Annotated in this window: 17 protein-coding genes; 5 read left to right on the forward strand and 12 right to left on the reverse strand. The window is 65.3% G+C overall.

Going from position 1 to position 16446, the window contains the following annotated elements; translation table 11 throughout:
• Positions 1 to 25: 25 nt before the first annotated feature.
• The 3 genes from cls (at position 26) to AC1Q5B_RS04500 (ending at position 2576) form a co-directional block, all read left to right on the forward strand.
• On the forward strand, positions 26 to 1480 hold the full coding sequence (gene cls, locus AC1Q5B_RS04490) for a cardiolipin synthase (protein ID WP_492630521.1): 1455 nt from the start codon (positions 26 to 28) through the stop codon (positions 1478 to 1480).
• A gap of 65 nt (positions 1481 to 1545) precedes the next feature.
• On the forward strand, positions 1546 to 1809 hold the full coding sequence (locus tag AC1Q5B_RS04495; RefSeq protein WP_492630522.1) for a hypothetical protein: 264 nt from the start codon (positions 1546 to 1548) through the stop codon (positions 1807 to 1809).
• Positions 1806 to 2576: a pyridoxine 5'-phosphate synthase gene (locus tag AC1Q5B_RS04500; RefSeq protein WP_492630523.1), complete on the forward strand. Its 771-nt coding sequence runs from the start codon at positions 1806 to 1808 to the stop codon at positions 2574 to 2576. Before AC1Q5B_RS04495 ends, AC1Q5B_RS04500 begins: the two co-directional genes overlap by 4 nt.
• 19 nt (positions 2577 to 2595) lie before the next feature.
• Here the strand turns inward: AC1Q5B_RS04500 and AC1Q5B_RS04505 are convergent, their stop codons facing one another.
• From AC1Q5B_RS04505 to dnaA, 12 genes are all read right to left on the reverse strand, one after another.
• Positions 2596 to 2991, reverse strand: a complete 396-nt coding sequence (locus tag AC1Q5B_RS04505) for an ExbD/TolR family protein (RefSeq protein ID WP_492630524.1) — start codon at positions 2989 to 2991, stop codon at positions 2596 to 2598.
• A 131-nt stretch (positions 2992 to 3122) separates the two neighbouring features.
• Complete coding sequence (locus tag AC1Q5B_RS04510; RefSeq protein ID WP_492630525.1) at positions 3123 to 3533, reverse strand: ExbD/TolR family protein; 411 nt, start codon at positions 3531 to 3533, stop codon at positions 3123 to 3125.
• Positions 3534 to 3536: 3 nt separating this feature from the next.
• A complete protein-coding gene (locus AC1Q5B_RS04515; RefSeq protein ID WP_492630526.1) occupies positions 3537 to 3962 on the reverse strand; it encodes an ExbD/TolR family protein in 426 nt (141 codons plus the stop codon).
• A 46-nt stretch (positions 3963 to 4008) separates the two neighbouring features.
• Complete coding sequence (exbB, locus tag AC1Q5B_RS04520; RefSeq protein ID WP_492630527.1) at positions 4009 to 4758, reverse strand: TonB-system energizer ExbB; 750 nt, start codon at positions 4756 to 4758, stop codon at positions 4009 to 4011.
• Positions 4759 to 4831: 73 nt separating this feature from the next.
• Positions 4832 to 5506, reverse strand: coding sequence for an energy transducer TonB (locus AC1Q5B_RS04525; RefSeq protein WP_492630528.1), 675 nt, complete (start codon positions 5504 to 5506; stop codon positions 4832 to 4834).
• A gap of 158 nt (positions 5507 to 5664) precedes the next feature.
• On the reverse strand, positions 5665 to 6855 hold the full coding sequence (locus AC1Q5B_RS04530) for a tetratricopeptide repeat protein (protein ID WP_492630529.1): 1191 nt from the start codon (positions 6853 to 6855) through the stop codon (positions 5665 to 5667).
• 134 nt (positions 6856 to 6989) lie between these two features.
• Positions 6990 to 7796 (reverse strand): M48 family metallopeptidase, encoded by an 807-nt coding sequence (locus AC1Q5B_RS04535; RefSeq protein ID WP_492630530.1) that lies wholly within the window; start codon positions 7794 to 7796, stop codon positions 6990 to 6992.
• A gap of 70 nt (positions 7797 to 7866) precedes the next feature.
• Positions 7867 to 8670: a CPBP family intramembrane glutamic endopeptidase gene (locus AC1Q5B_RS04540; RefSeq protein WP_492630531.1), complete on the reverse strand. Its 804-nt coding sequence runs from the start codon at positions 8668 to 8670 to the stop codon at positions 7867 to 7869.
• 40 nt (positions 8671 to 8710) lie between these two features.
• Entirely contained in the window at positions 8711 to 11176 is a 2466-nt protein-coding gene (gene gyrB / locus AC1Q5B_RS04545) for a DNA topoisomerase (ATP-hydrolyzing) subunit B (RefSeq protein ID WP_492630532.1), read from the reverse strand.
• A gap of 100 nt (positions 11177 to 11276) precedes the next feature.
• Complete coding sequence (gene recF / locus AC1Q5B_RS04550) at positions 11277 to 12395, reverse strand: DNA replication/repair protein RecF (RefSeq protein WP_492630533.1); 1119 nt, start codon at positions 12393 to 12395, stop codon at positions 11277 to 11279.
• Between the two features lie 198 nt (positions 12396 to 12593).
• Positions 12594 to 13694, reverse strand: a complete 1101-nt coding sequence (gene dnaN / locus AC1Q5B_RS04555; protein WP_492630534.1) for a DNA polymerase III subunit beta — start codon at positions 13692 to 13694, stop codon at positions 12594 to 12596.
• A gap of 475 nt (positions 13695 to 14169) precedes the next feature.
• The gene (dnaA, locus tag AC1Q5B_RS04560; protein ID WP_492630947.1) at positions 14170 to 15498 is read right to left on the reverse strand and encodes a chromosomal replication initiator protein DnaA; all 1329 of its coding nucleotides are present in this window, start codon (positions 15496 to 15498) and stop codon (positions 14170 to 14172) included.
• Positions 15499 to 15767: 269 nt separating this feature from the next.
• On the opposite strand from dnaA, the gene rpmH reads away from it, so the two are divergent.
• Together rpmH and rnpA are read left to right on the forward strand one after the other, a co-directional pair.
• The gene (gene rpmH / locus AC1Q5B_RS04565) at positions 15768 to 15908 is read left to right on the forward strand and encodes a 50S ribosomal protein L34 (protein WP_027083663.1); all 141 of its coding nucleotides are present in this window, start codon (positions 15768 to 15770) and stop codon (positions 15906 to 15908) included.
• A gap of 85 nt (positions 15909 to 15993) precedes the next feature.
• A complete protein-coding gene (gene rnpA, locus AC1Q5B_RS04570) occupies positions 15994 to 16434 on the forward strand; it encodes a ribonuclease P protein component (protein ID WP_492630535.1) in 441 nt (146 codons plus the stop codon).
• The last annotated feature ends 12 nt before the right edge of the window (positions 16435 to 16446 follow it).

Below are 16446 nucleotides of genomic sequence, written 5' to 3' on the forward strand. Positions count from 1 at the left end.
CCGGTCCACGCCCTAGAATCTCCCCATGCTTGATTTCCTGCGGGCGACGTACGACGCCATCGTTTCCCTGCCCCACCTGAAGCTGTGGGTGACGCTGGCCTGGCTGCTGTACCTGGTGCCGTTATGCGCCTGGATCGTTCTGCAGAAACGCGAGCCGGTGGCCACGTTGAGCTGGCTGCTTTCGCTCGCACTGCTGCCCTACGTGGGTTACCTGATCTATTTCCTGCTCGGTCCGCAGCGGATCAAGCGGCACCAGCTGCGCCGCACGCGCTCGCGCGAGGGCGTGGAGAGCTACGAGGTCTTCGCGCCGGCGGACGGCAACAGCGCGGAGCTGCCCATGCTGGCGCAGAAGACGACCGGGCTGCCGCCTTCCACCGCAACCTCCGTGCAGCAGCTGGTCGACGGCTGCGCCACGTATCTGGCCATCCTGGACGCCATCGCCGCGGCCGAGAACCACATCCACCTGGAGTACTACATCTTCAACGGCGACCGCACCGGCCAGCGCATTCTCGAAGCGCTCACGCGGAAGGCGCGCGAAGGCGTCAAGGTTCGGCTGCTGCTGGACGCCGTGGGTTCGAACCGGCTGAAGAGCCGCGCACTGCGTGCATTGATCGAGGCGGGCGGTGAGCACGCCTGGTTCCACCCGACGCGCTTCCGCCCCTTCACGCGTCCCTGGTTGAACCTGCGCACGCACCGCAAGATCGTGGTGGTCGACGGCCGCATCGCCTTCACCGGTGGCATCAACGTCACCGACGACGAGGACGAGTCCTTGTGCGAAGACGCCTTCCGCGATCTCCACCTGCGCCTGGAAGGCGAGATCGTGCGCAGCGTCCAGCAGGTGTTCGTCGAGGACTGGGTGTATGCGACCGGCCAGCAGCGCAAGGATTTCCAGGGCACGCGCCTGTGGAGCGCGAGCGATGCGAACGTCCGCGGCGGGATCTCGGTACAGGCTTTGGTGTCGGGCCCGGACTCGGCCTGGGAGCCGATCCATCGCGCCAAGGTCGCGGCGATCCACGAAGCGAAGCAGCGCGTATGGCTGGTGACGCCCTATTTCGTCCCCGGCGAAGCCGCGCGCATGGCACTGACGTCGGCCGCCCTGGGCGGCCTCGACGTGCGGTTGCTGGTGCCCAAGGTCAGCGATTCTCGCCTGGTGACGCTGGCGGCGCGCTCCTATTTCGAAGAGTTGCTCGCAGCGGGCGTGAAGGTGTACGAATACGGCCCGCGCATGATGCACAGCAAGGCCCTGCTGTGCGACGACGCGCTGGCGATCATCGGCAGCGCCAATTTCGACCACCGGAGTTTCCGGTTGAATTTCGAGATCTCCATGATGTTCCGGGACCGTGGCGTCGCCGGCACGCTGGCGCAGTGGATGGAAGGCGAACTCGCTTCCAGCGACCCCGTGCGGCTCCAGCGTGGACGCTCGCTGTGGCGACATAGGCTACCCGAGGCGCTGGCACGGCTGATGTCGCCCCTGCTGTGAAGCACGGCCGTTCTTGGCTTCGGAGGGAAGCGGTAAGATGCGGCCACCAAGCCCGGGGGTGGACGATGCACTGGCTTTTCCTGTTGATGGCGATCGGCTGCATGTTCATGGCCTTGCGCACGACATCGATGCCGCTGATGGTCTTCCTCATGCTCGCGTCGCTGGGCCTGTTCGTGGCCTGGATCATGGGCCGGCATGCGCGCCGGCTGGGCGAAACCAGCCGCGACCCCTCGATGATGATCGACCCTGCGGAACTGCGGCGCCTGCGCGAACTGGCCGAAGCGCGACGCAGCGCCACGACGCCACCGACCGAACCGCCCGCCCCGTGACTCTGCTCAGCGTCAACGTCAACAAGATTGCGGTCCTTCGGAATTCCCGCGGCGGCGCCGAACCCGATGTCGTCCGCGCTGCGCAGGCCTGTCTTGATGCCGGTGCGCATGGCATCACGGTGCATCCGCGTCCTGACCAGCGCCATATCCGCCCCGACGACGTCCGCGCACTGTCTTCGCTGACCCGCGCGCGCGGCGTCGAATTGAATGTGGAAGGCAATCCCTTCGCACCCGCGCGGATGGGGTATCCCGGCTTTCTCGCCCTGTGCGATGAAGTACGCCCGGCGCAGGCCACGCTGGTCCCGGACAGCGACGGGCAGATCACGTCGGACCACGGTTTCGATTTCGCGCGCGACACCGAACGCCTGCGTCCGCTGGTGGCCGGGCTCAAGCGCATGGGCTGCCGGGTCAGCCTGTTCGTCGACGCGGGTTGCGACGGCCTGGCGTCGGCGGCGCGCATCGGCGCGGACCGCATCGAGATCTACACCGGCCCGTTCGCCGACGCCGCAGTGCGCGGCGATGCCACCGACGAGCTGGCGCGTTGCGTCCGCACCGCACGGGAAGCCCAGGCGCTGGGCCTCGGGGTCAACGCAGGACATGATCTCAGCCAGGACAACCTGGGACGTTTCCTGGCCACGGTTCCCGAGGTGCTGGAAGTGTCCATCGGCCACGCGCTGATCGGCGAGGCGCTCTACGCCGGACTGGACATGACCGTCGGCCGCTATCTCGCCATCCTGGCGGCCTCATCGACCGACGGCGGGCGCTGACGGAACAGACCGCGCGCGGTCAGTTCCTCATCACGATATTGCCCAGACCGCTGGCCTCGGCCTGCGCCAACGCGGTGACCAGTTGCTGGTAGTCGGCGCCGTCGGCGGCCTCCACCTGCAGCACGGTGCGCGGATCGGCGATACGCGCATCTTCAAGCCGCGCACGCAGTTCCGCCAGCGTCACGGGACGATCGTCCAGCGTGTACAGGCCCGCGAGCCCGACCTTGAGCACCAGGTCATTCCGCGGTTCGACCGGTTTGCCCTCGACGGGCTGCGGCAGCATGGCCTCGATGGGGCGCGACAGGATCGGCGCGGTGACCATGAAGATCACGAGCAGGACCAGCATCACGTCGACCAGCGGCGTGATGTTGATCTCGGCCAGTTCGGAACGGCTTGCGGGAGCGGAGAACGCCATGGCACACCTCCTTCTGTCGGGACCGTAAGCTGGACGCTACGCCCGTGCCGGGTGTGCCGCAAGAGGGATGTCGGCCCCAAAGAAAAACGCCGCCCGGAGGGCGGCGTTCAAGTCTGTGTTGCGCGTCAGGATTACTGCACGAAACCGATCTTCAACATCTGCGCGTTCTTGGCGGCGGCCAGCACCTTGGCCATCACCTCGTAGTGCGCTTCCGAGTTCGCCTCGATGCGCAGCTCCGGCTGGTTGGTCGGATCGCGCTGGACCTCGTTTTCCATCCGGGTCTGCAGATCCGACACGTTCACCGGGCTGTTGTTCCAGTACACCGTACCGTCGGCGTTGATCTTCAACTCGATCGGCGGCGGCGGTTCCTTGATCTGCGGCGGCGGGTTGATCACGCGCTGCGGCAGGGCGACCTCGATCGGATACGTCATGATCGGCGCGGTCACGATGAAGATGATCAGGAGCACCAGCATCACGTCCACGAGGGGCGTGACGTTGATGTCGGCCATGGGACCCTTGTTACCACCACTGCTGAATGCCATGGCTTACTGCCCCTTCTCTTTCGTGGCCACGTAGCCGATGTCCAGCATGCCCTGGCCCTGCGCGAGCTTGGTCACGTCCGCGATGACACCCATCTTGGTCGTCTTGTCGCCGCGCAGGTTGAGCTTCGGCTGCGGCTGCAGCTGGGCGGCGCTCGACAGGCGCGACTCCAGGATGGCCTTGCTGACCGGCTCGTCGCCCCAGAACAGGTCACCGTTCTCCTTGACGGAGATGGTGATCGGCGGGGTCTTGGGACCCTCGTCGTCGGGTTTCGCGATCTGGGGGGTCTCGGGCAGGTCGATCTTCACCTTGTGCGACATCAGCGGCGCCGTGATGATGAAGATGATCAGCAGCACCAACATCACGTCCACGAGGGGCGTGACGTTGATCTCGGCCATCGGGCCACCGCTATTACCACTACTGAAAGCCATGACGGGCTCCGTCTAGAACGTTGCGTTGACTGCTTGTACCGCCGGCTCAGCGAACGCGCGAGCCGGTGGCGAAGAAGTCGTGCAGGTCGTGCGCGAACGTGTCGAACTTGGCGATGACGGCCGCGTTCGTCTTGCTGAAGAAGTTGTAGGCGAACACCGCCGGGATGGCGACGAACAGACCGATCGCGGTCATGATCAGCGCTTCACCCACCGGGCCGGCGACGGCGTCGATCGAAGCCTGGCCGGTCGCACCGATGCGGATCAGGGCGCCGTAGATGCCCCACACCGTACCCAGCAGACCCACGAACGGCGCGGTCGCACCGACGGTGGCGAGCAGCGTCATGCCGCCCTGGAGGTTGGTGCTCTCACGGGTCACGGCCTGGCGCAGGGCACGGTCCACGAACTCCGAGCGGCTCAGGGTCTCGCCCGAACCTTCCGAACGCTGGTGGTGCGCAGCGGCCTGGGCAGCGTCGAGGGCGATCTTGGAGAACGGCTCGTTCTTCGGCTGTTCTTCCATCAGGCGGATGGCGTCCTGCGCGTTCGGGGTTTCCCAGAACGAGCTGGTCACGCGATCGGCCTGGCCCTTCAGGCGGGTGCTGCGCAGCACGTTGATGACGGTCCAGTACCAGGACATGGCCGACATGATGACCAGGGTGAGCAGCACGACCCAGGAGACGATGAACTCGCCGGGCTTGCTGACCATCTCGGAGATCATGTGCTCGAAGCCCATCTGCGACAGGGCATTCGCGGCGTTGTTGCCCCCGGCGGCGGCGGCGAAAAGGGTTTCCTGCAGCATGACGCTTACCTTTATATAAGTGTTGATTGAGAGTGTTGCGGGTTACGTTGAAAACGATCGATGCCCGAGGGCATCAGCCGCCCATGTTGAAGTCCACCGGCACGCGCACGCGGCCTGCAGCCTTCTGGCCATTGACGACGGAAGCATTGAAGCGCCACTTGCGCGCGGCGTCCATGGCAGCGCGATCGAGATCGCGGTTGCGGCTGGACTTCTCCACGGACACGTTGGTCACGTTGCCATTGGCGTCGACGTCGATGATCAGGATGACCGTACCTTCGATACCGGCGCGCGCGGCGGCGGGCGGGTAGCGGGGCGGGTTCATGTTCTTCGACGAGATGTCGACGCTGGCGCCGATGTCCGGGACGGCTGCCGGCGGGGCCGGCGGCGATGGCGGGGTCACGATGTCGGTCGGACGCGGTTCGGCGATATCGACCGGGGGCGCTTCCGGCGGCGGCGGGAGCGGCGTGGTGCGCGGCGGCGCCAGATTCTTGACCGGCGGCGGCGGCGTATCCTGCGGCGGCGGCGGCGGCGGCGGGGGAGGCGGCGGCGGCGGTGCATCGACGATGACGACCGAGGTCCGACGCTCCTTTTCCTTTTCCGCCGGAGGAGCGACCGCCGGGATCAACAGCGCAAGCAGGGCAGCTGCGTGCAACGCGATCACGAAGGCAATACCGATGATACGGGGCCAGTTGAGGCTGTTGTCCTCTTCCTGTTCCCGGTACCTGTTGATGACCAGTTGTTCAGCCATGCGCCAATTAACTCAAGGTTGATACGGGCACCGAGGCGCCTCGTTGATTCTGGGCCCTGCCGGTGGTTTTCACCGGCGGAACCCCCAGCTTATACCAATCCGACGCCCCGGTGCCATCATCCGTATGGATTATTGGCCTTCGGTGTCATCCGATCGCGTTAGGGCAGCGCGATGATCTTCTTCGCGTCTTCCGGCTTCTTCAATCCCTTCTCCAGCGCGGCCCGCGCCGCGGTCTTGGCTTCCGGGATGCGGTCTTCCTGCCACAGCACGCGCGCGAGGTTGAGATAGGTGTCGCCGTTGGGCGCCAGCGGAGCCGCCTTCTGCCATGCTTCGATGGCCTGCGGGATCTGCTCGGAGTAGTAATAAGCCTGCGCCAGCGCCAGCTGGGTCTGGTAGTCCGGCTTCAAGATGCCTTTCTGCAGGCCCTCATTGACGACGGAAATGACCTCCTTCTCCTTGCCATCCATATTGGCGTAGGTGACATAGAGCTGGCGGTATTCCTTCTCGTCGGACAGTTGGCCCGCGGCACGCAGCTTCTCCAGCGTCGCGGCCGCCTTGTCGAACTGGTCGGCCTGCTGGTAGGTCGCCACCAGGTTGAGCTGGGCCTTCTTGTCCGTCGGTGCCTTGGCCGCCATCTGCTCGGCGATCCTCACCGCATCGGCGGGACGATCCGCGCCGACCAGCGAAGCGAGCAACAGGCTGTACCAGCTGTCCTTGGGCTCCGGCGTTGCGGCGATGGCCTTTTCCAGCACCGGAATGGCCTCGGCGAACTTTTCCATCTGGTAGAGCGCCTGTCCCTTCTGGATCAGGTCTTCCGGCTTGTTGGACTTGGTCTCCGCCAGGTAGCGATCCAGATTGGCCATGCCCGGTTCGAACTCGTCGTCCTGCAACTGCAGCTGCGCCAGCATCAGCAGGGACTGGTAGTGGCCATTGTTGTCCAGTGCGTTGAGGTCGACCGCCTGTTGCAGCAACTGCTTGGCGGTCGCCATGTCGTCGAGGTTGTAGGCGGCCTGGGCGCCGAGCTGCGCGGCCATCGCCTTGTCGTACTCGTTGGCGTTGCCGTCGGCCAGCAGTTCCTTGGCCAGCGTGAGGGTCTCGGCCTCGTTGTCTTCCTTCTCGTACGCCTTGAAGAGCTTGCTCAGCTTGCCCTGCGCCTTGCTGGAACCCTTGGCCTTGGGCTCCTCGCGCGTCGCGTCCGGATAACGCACCTCGGGCTTGCCGCTGTTCTTGCGGCCACCGCGGTCGGCGGAACGGGCGCTTTGCGCCACGGCGTCGGCAACGACGGCGCCGCCGAAGGCGGCCAGCAGCATCAGACTGAGAAGGGTCTTCTTGGGCGTACGGTGCTTCATGTTCAAACCTCATGGGGCCAAGCAGAAGATGGTGCGTTCATCCCGTCTGCGTGCGGGGCCGGCAAAACTAACAGAAACCGGGGGAACGCGGATACCGTTTCAGGTGCTGCTCCGCAGCAATACCGCAGCGTGTGTCAGCCGCATTTCGGTGCGTTTCCCGCCCGCTTGGCCGCCTCGTAGGTAGGGACGAGGGAAGGCGCATCGCGATCGAGCTCGCGGATGCGGTTCGCGGGATCGGGGTGGGTCGACAGCCATTGGGGCGAGCGCCCGCCGCTGGCGGCCATCATGTTCTGCCAGAGACCGACCGCCTGGCGCGGATCGAAACCCGCCTGGGCCATCAGCCGCTGACCGACGATATCGGCTTCGCTTTCCTGTTCCCGGGATCCGGGGAGGAGGAAAACGGTCTGTGCCGTCATGCCGCCGATCTGGTTCGCCGTGTTGGCGACGCCCTCGCCATAGCGCGCACCCAGCAGCGCACTGATCACGCCGACGCCCGTCTGTGCCCCCATCTGGCGGGTGATGCGTTCCTCATGATGACGCGCGATCACGTGGCCGATTTCGTGTCCCAGCACCGCGGCAAGCTGATCCTGATTCTTCGCGACGGTGAAGATGCCGGTGTTCACACCGACCTTGCCGCCCGGCAGGGCGAACGCATTCGGCTCCTTGTCGGTGAAAACCGCCGTTTCCCACGCGACACTGCGCTGCTCGGGCGGCAACTGGCGCACCAGCGCGTTGACGACGCAAGTGACGTAGGCGTTCTGTTTCGCGTCCCGGTTGAGGGTCTCCTTCGCCTTGGTTTCGGCGAAGGCCTGCGCGCCGAGCTGGTCCAGCTGCGCCTGCGAGACGCCGCCGACCATCTGCGTCCGGCCGGTAGGCGAGGTGGTGGTGGCGCAGGCCGTCAGGCCCAGCACCATGGCGGTTCCGAGGATCCGGAGTTTCATGCTTCGCCCCCTGCGATATTGCGCGACACCCGAGTCTGGGCAAGCGCGTCTTAAACTTTTGTCAATCACATTAAACCGGCGCACCGCCGTAAACCTGCAGGACAGCCAGCGCTATCCCATTGTTCAGGATGTGGGCGGCGATCGGTGCCCAGAGGGTTCCGGTCCGGCGGTAGACCCAGGCGAAGATGCCGCCCATGCCGGCGTAGACCAAGATCAGGAACACCGTACTCCCGATCGGCTTTCCATTGAGGCCAGGCAGTTCGTGGACCAGCGCGAAGATCAGGCTGCTGAGCACCAGCCCGAGGAGCGGCCAGCCTGCCTTCCACAGCCGTCCGAACAGGACGCGCCGGAACAGCAGTTCTTCGTACAGTGGCGCCAGCACCACCGCGAACAGCGCCAGGAACACGGGGAAACGGACGAATCCATCCCGGATCATGTCGAGGTTGCTCGGTTCCAGCTCCAGCCCCAGCGCGCGCCCACCCGCACTCATCAATGTACTGAAGAGAAAGGTCGCCCCCCCGGCGGCCAGCGCCCAGCCCCAGGTGCTCGGCTTGCCTGCACGATCGGTGGATTCACGTCGTTCGGCGACCGTCGCACGACGACGCCAGAAATACAGCACAAGCGCCGTTCCGCCCGTGCTGACCAGCGTCATGACGATGAGGAAGAGAATCGGCGGCGTGCCGAGTTGCGCCTGCAACGCTTGCGCATCCGGCGCGCTCCCTTGCTGTCGCGCGAGTTGGATGCCACGCCACGCGGCCCATCCGAACAAGCCGAGCATCAGCGTCGAAAACGAGAGCGTGACGGCGAGCGCCACATCGAGGACGAACGCCGGCAGGACACCACGCAAGGGCAGGGGGGCCGGCGACGCTTCCACGGCGTCCGACGAAGCGGGCATCTCGCTCATTCGCGCGGCGTCAGACGTCGAGGTTGGACACCTTCAGCGCGTTGTCCTCGATGAACTCGCGACGCGGCTCGACGACATCGCCCATCAGCGTGCTGAAGATCTGGTCGGCCGCGACGGCGTCTTCGATCCGCACTTGCAGCAGGCGGCGCGTGTCGGGATTGACCGTGGTATCCCACAGCTGCTCGGGGTTCATTTCACCCAGGCCCTTGAAGCGCTGGATGCTGCGGCCCTTCTTGGCTTCTTCCAGCAACCACGCCTGCGCATCGGCGAACGTGGCCACCGGTTGCGCCTTGTTGCCGCGGACGACCTGCGCGCCCTCACGCACCAGACCATGCAGGAGCGCAGCGGCTTCGCGCAGCGGCCGCAGTTCGCCGCTCTCGAACGCCGACAGCGACAGCACCTGTACCAGTTCCTCGCCCATGTGCCGGCGCGTGGCCAGCAACGCGGCGGGGCGCTGGTCGGTCGCCGGCTGCAGCGTCAGCGAGTAGCGGGCACTGCCGAGGCTGCCACGGTTGAGCTTGGCTTCCAGCGCATCGAGTTCGTGGCGCTCGTCGATGTTCTGCTGCAGATGTTCCGCATCGAGCGGCGTGAAATCGATCAACGACTCGAGCAGCACCGGATCGTAACGGTGCGCATTGCGCGCGATCGCGTCGCGGGCCGTGGTGAACACCAGCAGCAGCTTCTCGAGCGCTTCGCCGGAAATCGGCGGTTCACCGTTCGCGGGAATCAGCGACGCGCCCTCGACGGCATTGTTCGCCAGATAGACGTTGAGCGCCGCGTCATCCTTCAGGTACAGCTCCTGCTTGCCCTGCTTGAGCTTGTACAGCGGCGGCAGGCCGATGTAGACGTGACCGCGCTCGATCAGCTCCGGCATCTGCCGGTAGAAGAACGTCAGCAGCAGCGTGCGGATGTGCGAACCGTCGACGTCGGCGTCGGTCATGATGATGATGCGGTGGTAGCGCAGCTTGTCCGGGTTGTACTCGTCCTTGCCGATGCCGGTGCCGAGCGCGGTGATCAGCGTGCCGACTTCGGCGGAGGCGAGCATGCGATCGAAGCGCGCGCGTTCGACGTTGAGGATTTTTCCCCTCAAAGGCAGCACCGCCTGGTTCTTGCGGTTGCGACCCTGCTTGGCGGAACCACCTGCGGAGTCGCCCTCGACGATGAAGAGTTCGGACAGTGCCGGATCCTTCTCCTGGCAGTCGGCCAGCTTGCCGGGAAGGCCGGCGATATCCAGCGCACCCTTGCGCCGCGTCAGGTCGCGCGCCTTGCGGGCGGCCTCGCGGGCGCGGGCGGCGTCGACGATCTTGCCGGCGATGGCGCGGGCCTCATGGGGGTGTTCCTGCAGGAACTCCTCCAAACGTGCACCGAACGTGCTCTCAACGACCGGCCTGACGTCGGAACTGACCAGTTTCTCCTTGGTCTGCGACGAGAAACTCGGGTCCGGTACCTTCACCGACAGCACCGCGATCATGCCTTCGCGCATGTCGTCGCCGGACAGGTTGACCTTGGCCTGCTTGGCGATGCCGTTCTGCTCGATGTAGTTGGTCAGCGTGCGCGTCAGTGCCGCGCGGAAGCCAATGAGGTGGGTACCGCCATCCTTCTGCGGGATGTTGTTGGTGAAGCAGAACATCGTTTCCTGGTAGGCGTCGGTCCATTGCAGGGCGACTTCGACGGTAATGCCGTTCTGCTCACCACTGACCGCGATCACGTGCGGATGCAGCGGCGTCTTCAGGTGCGCCAGATGCTCCACGAAGCTGCGGATGCCACCTTCGTAGTGGAAGTCGTCGTGCCGTCCTTCGCCCCGCTCGTCGACCAGTACGATCTTGACGCCGGAATTGAGGAAGGACAGCTCACGCAGGCGACGCGCCAGGATGTCGTAGTGGAACTCGACGTTGCCATGGAAGGCCGTGACCGACGGCCAGAACCGCAGCGTGGTGCCGCGCTTGGTGGTGCTTTCCACCTGGGTCAACGGTCCCAGGGCGGCGCCGTTGCTGTATTCCTGGCGATAGTGGAACCCCCCCTGGAAGATATCCAGCTGCAGCTTCTCGGAGAGCGCGTTGACCACGCTGACGCCCACGCCGTGCAGGCCGCCAGACACCTTGTAGCTGTTGTCGTCGAACTTGCCACCCGCGTGGAGGACGGTCATGACGACTTCGGCCGCCGAGACCTCGCGACCCAACTTGACACTCATCTGCGCGTGCTTGCCGACCGGAATGCCACGACCGTTGTCGGAGACCGACACCGAACCGTCTGCGTGGATCGTGACCGCGACATGGTCGGCATGCCCGGCCAAGGCCTCGTCGATCGAGTTGTCGACGACTTCGAACACCATGTGGTGCAGACCCGTGCCGTCATGCACGTCGCCGATGTACATGCCGGGACGCTTGCGGACCGCTTCCAGGCCCTCCAACGCGGTAATACTGTTGGCGTCGTACGTGTTGCCGTTCGGTGCAGAAGAGGTCGTTTCGTCGGTCATTCGCTTCGTGTCGGCTGCATGGCGGACGCCGCGCCACCGGGTCGGTAGGCGCAATGCGCGAGCCAAGGGATCAATGCGGAATTATAGCACTGGTGGGCACTTAGCCCCCTGGCCGGGCATCCGTGACGCGCTGGACAGCCCCTTGTTCCACGTGGAACAAGGTGGGCATGATCCCGGTGTCGGCCAAACCCAATGGGGGTTCGGTACCTGTAATGAACACCTGGGCACCGCTGGCAAGCAGGCGCTCGAGAATACGGCGCTGGTGATGCCGGTCCAGCTCGGAGGCCAGATCGTCCAGCGCCATTACCGGCCATTCGCCACGTCGCCGAGCGAAATCCTGGGCCTGTGCCAGCAGGCACGACAGGGCCGTGAGCTTCGCCTGCCCCCGCGAGAGCGTCTCGCGCTGGGGCAGGGTGGAGTAGTCGATGCGCCAATCGGCGCGGTGCGGCCCCACCGTGGTGTAGCCGGCGGCACGATCCCGATCCCTGGACAGTAGAAGCGCATCGACCAGCGACAGTTCGTGGCGGCGCCAACCCGGCTGGAACTGCAGGCTTGCAGCCCCGAGCGACGGGGCAAGCTCGGTCACCACCTCCGCAAGGTCGCCCTGCAGCGCATCCAGATAGCCTTGCCGATGACTGGTGAGCGGTTCGCCCGCCTCGGCGAGCTCGTGATCCCATGCGTCCAGCTGCTTACCGGCGATTCCGGCTTTAAGCAGACTGTTCCGTTGCTTCAGGGCACGTGCATAGCGGCGCCACAGGGGAAGAAAGCCCCCTTCGCGCCCCTGTTCCACGTGGAACAAGCCCCAATCCATGAAACGACGCCGTGGCTCGCCACCGCCGGTAACCAAGGCATGACTGCCCGGCTCAAAGCTCACGACCGCCAACGCCGCGCAGAGATCTCCCAGCTGGGCGACGTTCTCGCCGTCCAGCCGTCCTGCCCAGGTCTGACCGGTATGGCGCAAGCCCGCCCGGCGATGTCGTCCTTGCCCTGCTTCTCGCCATTCGACGAACACCTCGATGGCTTCCGCATCGGTGCGTACCAACCCATCCCGTACACGCCCACGGAAACTCCGGCCGTACGCCATCAGGTGCAGGGCTTCCAGCAGGCTGGTCTTCCCGGCGCCGTTGTCCCCCGTAATCAGGTTGAGCCCGGCTTCCGGCGCCAGTGAAACCTGCGGAAAGCGTCGCAACCCGCTGGCTTCCAGACGAGTCACCTGCACCGGGTTGGCCCCACGGACAGCGATTCGCGTGGATCGAGAAGGCACGAGAGGGCAGCGCAGGCGAACAGCAGGATCATATGGACCAAATTCTAGCGTGGGCAGCATCTGAGTCGTGACGCGCCCGATTCGCCACAGGCTGAAACGACATCGCCCGGCCGAAGCCGGGCGATGCATCGTGTTCCACGTGGAACAGGTGCGTCAGAGCCGAAGCGGCATTACCACGTGACGGGACTTCTCGCTGCTGGCTTCGCGGACCAGAGCGGAGGAGTTGGCGTCGCGGAGCTGCAGGACGATGTGCTCGTCGCGCAGGGCCGAAAGCGCGTCCAGCAGATAGTTCACGTTGAAGCCGATCGCCAGGCCGTCGACCTTGGTGTCAGCCTCGATCTCTTCCTGGGCCTCTTCCTGCTCGGGATTGTGGGCGCTGATCTTGAGCTGGCCTGGCGAGACTTCGACGCGGACACCGCGGTACTTCTCGTTCGACAGGATCGCGGCCCGCTGGAGCGCCGCACGGAGCACTTCCCGGTCCAACTGGACTTCGCGGTCCGCGCCGATCGGAATCACCGCCGCGTAATCCGGGAAACGACCATCGATGAGCTTGGAAGTGAAGGTCACATCGTCGCGCTTCACGCGGATGTGGCTGCGGCCCACTTCCAGCTCGAGCGCACGGTCGCCGCCTTCCAGCAGGCGCTGCAGCTCGGTCACGCCCTTGCGCGGCACGATGATCTGGCGCTTGCCTACCGGTGCGCCTTCCAGCTGGGATTCGCACATCGCCAGACGGTGCCCGTCCGTCGCCACGCAGCGCAATGTCCGCTCGCTCAGGTCGAAGAGCAGACCGTTGAGGTAGTAGCGCACGTCCTGCTGGGCCATGGCGAACGAGGTGCGTTCGATCAGCTCCTTCAACGTCGCTTCCGGCACTTCGATCCGCTCGGTGGCTTCGACCTCATCCACCGACGGGAAATCATTCGCAGGCAGCGTCGCCAGCGTGAACCGGCTGCGCCCCGCCTGTACGGTGACCTTGTCGCCGGTCTGGCTGACGGTCACCTTGCTGCCATCGGGCAGGGCGCGAATGATGTCGAACAGCTTGCGCGCCGGGATGGTGGTTTCGCCGTCCTGCGCATCATCGACGGCGCTGCGGGAAATCATCTCGACTTCCAGGTCGGTGCCGGTCAGCGAGAGCTGGCCGTTCTGCACCTGTACCAGGAAATTGGCGAGGACCGGCAACGTCTGCCGGCGTTCGACCACATTGACCACCTGGGCCAAGGGTTTGAGGAAAGCTTCGCGCTGCAGACTGAAACGCATGAGTGTTGGAGCCCCTTCGCTTTGGATTTTTAAGACTAAAAGCTTAAAAGCTGGTGGTGGTGGTAGGCCTGAAACTACGGGAAAACCAACCTAACCCATTGAATTCAATTTGTTTTTTCTTCCTCCAACCCGGTGGACAGGGTCGGCTGGAGCTGTGTTGGAACCTGTGGACAACTTCGAGGGCCGAAAACACGCACATCTTATCCACAGATCGCGCGCCCAGTTGCCCACGAAGTTGTGCGTTGCCCTTCCCCCCACGCCTCCCTACAGTGCGCTCCAGGTTGGGCAGCGCGATCCTGCTGGCGACGCGAGATGGCGCCGCGATCGTGTGCGAACCCTTCCGGCCCGGTACACGGTCACCGCCCATGCGACGCGACGAGAACCTGCGCGCACCGCACCACCGCATGACGCTGGTTTGGAGAATGAGGCACCGACCGGCGACTGGCGGATAGCACGGCCCGACATGAGCTGTTGCCTACTCGCTGAGTTTCCGGATCAGCTTGTCCCAGTCCTCGCGCAGCTTGCCATCCGTTTCCATCAGGGTGCGGATCTGTCGGCAGGCGTGCAGCACGGTCGTGTGGTCACGGCCGGCGAACGCGTCGCCGATTTCAGGCAGGCTGTGTTCGGTCAGTTCCTTGGCCAAGGCCATGGCTACCTGTCGCGGGCGCGCGAGTGAACGCGTGCGCCGCTTGGACAGCAGGTCCTTGATTTGCAGACCGTAGTAGTCTGCCACGGTCTTCTGGATATTGGGGATGCTGATCGCCTGCTGCTGCGCGCGGAGCAGGTCGCGCAAGGTCTCCTGCGCGAACTCGGTGGTGATGGCGCGCCCGGTGAAATTGGCCCGTGCCGCGAGCGTGTTGAGCGCACCTTCCAGGTCGCGCACGTTGCTGCGCATCTTCTTGGCCAGCAGGAACGCCACGTCATCGGGAATCTGCGCGCCGCGCTCGTGCGCCTTGGCCAGCACGATCGCCGCGCGCGTCTCGAAGTCCGGCGGGTCGATCGCCACGCTCAGGCCCCAAGCCAGGCGCGATTTCAGCCGCGGCTCCAAGCCTTCCACTTCGCGCGGATAGCGGTCGCAGGTCAGGATGATCTGCTGGCGGCCGTCGAACAGCGCGTTGAAGGTATGGAAGAACTCTTCCTGCGTGCGGTCCTTGCCGGCGAAGAACTGGATGTCGTCGATCAGCAGCGCATCCACTTGCTGGAAGCGGCGCTTGAACTGGTCCATCGACTTTTCGATCAGCGCCTTGGTCATGGCGCTGAAGAACTGCTCGCTGCGCAGGTACAGCACGCGCGCATTCGGGTTCTGCCGGCGCATCTCGTTGCCGGCGGCGAACATCAGGTGGGTCTTGCCCAGGCCGGTGCCGCCGTACAGCAGCAGCGGGTTGTGGGCGCGGTCGCCCGGCTTCTGCGCGGCCTGCCAGGCGGCGGCGCGACCAAGCTGGTTGCTGCGGCCTTCGACGAAGTTGTCGAAGGTGTAGTGCGTGTCCATGTTGCCGGCGAACGGCTCGGCCGGCGTGGCGGCACTGGTGCCGCTCGACGGCGAAGCCACCGAGGGTGCTTCCGCCGGCTTGCTGCGCGAACCGATTTCGAGCGAGACGTCATCGTGCCCGGCGAAGTAGTCCAGCAGTTCGCGGATGCGGCCGAGATAGCGTTCGCGGACCTGCTCCACAATGAAGGCGTTGGGCGCGTACAGCACCATCGCGTTGCTGCGCTGCTCGGCCTGCAGGGGCTTCAGCCAGGTGTGTACATCCTCGGCCGGCAATTCGGCTTCCAGGCGTTCGAGGCAACGGGGCCAGGCATCCATCAGGTGGAACAACTCGCGTGTGGGGTCGAACAGGCCATCCCGCATTGCCGGAGGCAGCGCGGGGCGGAATCAATGGGGTCGGCCAGACTACCACCGGTCCCGGGACCCGCCAACGATCCTGTGCATAAGATGTGGATGAAAGGACGAGCGGCGGTGCCCGCGCGGGCTTGCGCCACATGTCATGTCGAAAGCACGAAGGGAGTTGACCCTAAGCTGGTGGTTCCTATAGAATTTCCGGTTCTTTCCACCCGAACACGCCCGAGGGCCCCATGGCCACCAAGCGCACTTACCAACCCAGCAACCTCAAGCGCAAGCGCGACCATGGCTTCCGTGCCCGTATGGCCACGGCCGATGGCCGCAAGATCCTGGCCCGTCGCCGCGCCAAGGGCCGCAAGCGCCTGACCGCCTGATGGCCTGGCCGCATCGCGGCCATGCTTCCATGCGTTCCCTGCATCAAAAGGAGCCCGCCCGTTCACGAGCGGGCTTCTTGCTGAGATGAGCACGGCATTCCCGCGCAGCGCGCGGGTACGCGCCAGCGCCGAATACGCGCGCGTGTTCGAACAGGCCCGCCGCACCTCCGATCCGCTGATGAGCCTGCACTGGCTCCCCGGCAAGGGATCCGCACGCCTGGGGCTTGCGGTATCCCGCAAGGTCGATACACGGGCCGTCGGGCGCAATCGCATCAAGCGCCAGCTGCGCGAACATTTCCGTCGCCTCCGTGCCACGCTGCCGGGTGGCGATTACGTCGTGGTCGCCCGTCCGCCCGCGGCGAAAGCCGATCCAGCCCAGTTGCGCACGACCTTCGAGCGCGTGCTGGCGCGTGCGGGCGCATTGCTCGCACCGGCACCGGGCGGCACAATGCCGCCGGGCTTGAATTCCCCCGCGCCGCCTCCCACTCCTTCTTCTCCGACCAAACCGGTTTCCGACGCCGGTTGAGACTGCCTGCCT

Source organism: Pseudoxanthomonas sp. GW835-FHT14C01 (genome assembly GCF_058793715.1).

What these genes read in the sequence shown, in the direction of transcription:
- rnpA (WP_492630535.1), top strand. Translation starts at nt 15,994, where the DNA reads ATGAGCACGGCATTCCCGCGCAGCGCGCGGGTACGCGCCAGCGCCGAA.
- exbB (WP_492630527.1), bottom strand. Translation starts at nt 4,758, where the DNA reads ATGCTGCAGGAAACCCTTTTCGCCGCCGCCGCCGGGGGCAACAACGCC.
- gyrB (WP_492630532.1), bottom strand. Translation starts at nt 11,176, where the DNA reads ATGACCGACGAAACGACCTCTTCTGCACCGAACGGCAACACGTACGAC.
- AC1Q5B_RS04525 (WP_492630528.1), bottom strand. Translation starts at nt 5,506, where the DNA reads ATGGCTGAACAACTGGTCATCAACAGGTACCGGGAACAGGAAGAGGAC.
- AC1Q5B_RS04495 (WP_492630522.1), top strand. Translation starts at nt 1,546, where the DNA reads ATGCACTGGCTTTTCCTGTTGATGGCGATCGGCTGCATGTTCATGGCC.
- dnaN (WP_492630534.1), bottom strand. Translation starts at nt 13,694, where the DNA reads ATGCGTTTCAGTCTGCAGCGCGAAGCTTTCCTCAAACCCTTGGCCCAG.
- AC1Q5B_RS04530 (WP_492630529.1), bottom strand. Translation starts at nt 6,855, where the DNA reads ATGAAGCACCGTACGCCCAAGAAGACCCTTCTCAGTCTGATGCTGCTG.
- AC1Q5B_RS04515 (WP_492630526.1), bottom strand. Translation starts at nt 3,962, where the DNA reads ATGGCTTTCAGTAGTGGTAATAGCGGTGGCCCGATGGCCGAGATCAAC.
- AC1Q5B_RS04510 (WP_492630525.1), bottom strand. Translation starts at nt 3,533, where the DNA reads ATGGCATTCAGCAGTGGTGGTAACAAGGGTCCCATGGCCGACATCAAC.
- AC1Q5B_RS04505 (WP_492630524.1), bottom strand. Translation starts at nt 2,991, where the DNA reads ATGGCGTTCTCCGCTCCCGCAAGCCGTTCCGAACTGGCCGAGATCAAC.
- AC1Q5B_RS04535 (WP_492630530.1), bottom strand. Translation starts at nt 7,796, where the DNA reads ATGAAACTCCGGATCCTCGGAACCGCCATGGTGCTGGGCCTGACGGCC.
- dnaA (WP_492630947.1), bottom strand. Translation starts at nt 15,498, where the DNA reads ATGGATGCCTGGCCCCGTTGCCTCGAACGCCTGGAAGCCGAATTGCCG.
- cls (WP_492630521.1), top strand. Translation starts at nt 26, where the DNA reads ATGCTTGATTTCCTGCGGGCGACGTACGACGCCATCGTTTCCCTGCCC.
- rpmH (WP_027083663.1), top strand. Translation starts at nt 15,768, where the DNA reads ATGGCCACCAAGCGCACTTACCAACCCAGCAACCTCAAGCGCAAGCGC.